This is a genomic window from Vibrio sp. 2132-1 (genome assembly GCF_033344315.1).
In genome coordinates, this window is the sequence record NZ_JAWPON010000116.1 from 1 (window position 1) to 998 (window position 998).

1 protein-coding gene is annotated in these 998 nt (G+C 49.4%); it reads right to left on the reverse strand.

What is annotated here, in order from left to right; genetic code table 11:
* Window positions 1-998, reverse strand: a 998-nt coding sequence (locus tag R8N47_RS23815; RefSeq protein WP_318185926.1) for a catalase, incomplete at both ends; no start/stop codon positions are given.

Consider the following 998-nt stretch of genomic DNA (forward strand, 5'->3'; position numbering starts at 1 on the left):
GTGACGTTCTTTAATGAAGTCTGGCACACCATCCATCGCTCGTGCGGTGTTATCAAACAGCGCTTGGCGTTGCTCTTCGTTCATTAGTCGGAACAGGTCACCTGCTTGGCTAAAGTAATCCTCATCAACACGATGGTCGTAATGGTCAGCATGGCCGCTAATTCGCAATGGTGGCTCTGAATAATCAGGCTGCTCTGCCCACTCTTGTTTGTAGTTTGGTTCGTAACCTAGTGTTGAACCGAAGTTACCGTCAACTCGCATTGCGCCGTCACGATGGTAGCTGTGTACCGGACAACGAGGGGCGTTGACTGGAATTTGGTGATGGTTTACACCTAGGCGGTAACGCTGTGCATCTCCGTATGCAAACAAACGGCCTTGCAGCATTTTGTCTGGCGAGAAACCAATTCCAGGAACGATAGCTGCCGGGTTAAACGCGGATTGCTCAACTTCTGCATAGAAGTTTTCTGGGTTACGGTTCAGCTCAAACTCACCTACAGGGATAAGTGGATAATCTTTTTGAGACCATACTCTTGTTAGGTCGAATGGGTTGAAGTTAACTTCGTCGGCTTCTAATTCTGGCATGATCTGTACGTACATTTTCCATTTCGGGAAATCCTGACGCTCAATCGACTCATACAAATCGCGGTGATGGCTTTCACGATCTCTGCCCGCCAGCAGTTGTGCTTCCTCATCGCTGATGTTCTTAATACCTTGCTGAGGTTTGAAGTGGAACTTCACCCAGTAGCGTTCATTTTCAGCGTTGATAAAGCTGAATGTATGGCTACCGAAGCCGTGCATGTGACGGTAAGACGCTGGAATACCGCGGTCACTCATGACGATGGTTACTTGATGGAACGCTTCTGGCAGCGATGTCCAAAAATCCCAGTTGTTCGTCGAGCTGCGCATGTTGGTGCGTGGATCGCGTTTCACCGCGTGGTTGAGGTCAGGGAACTTCAACGGGTCACGTAAGAAGAAGACGGGCGTGTTGTTGCCGACTA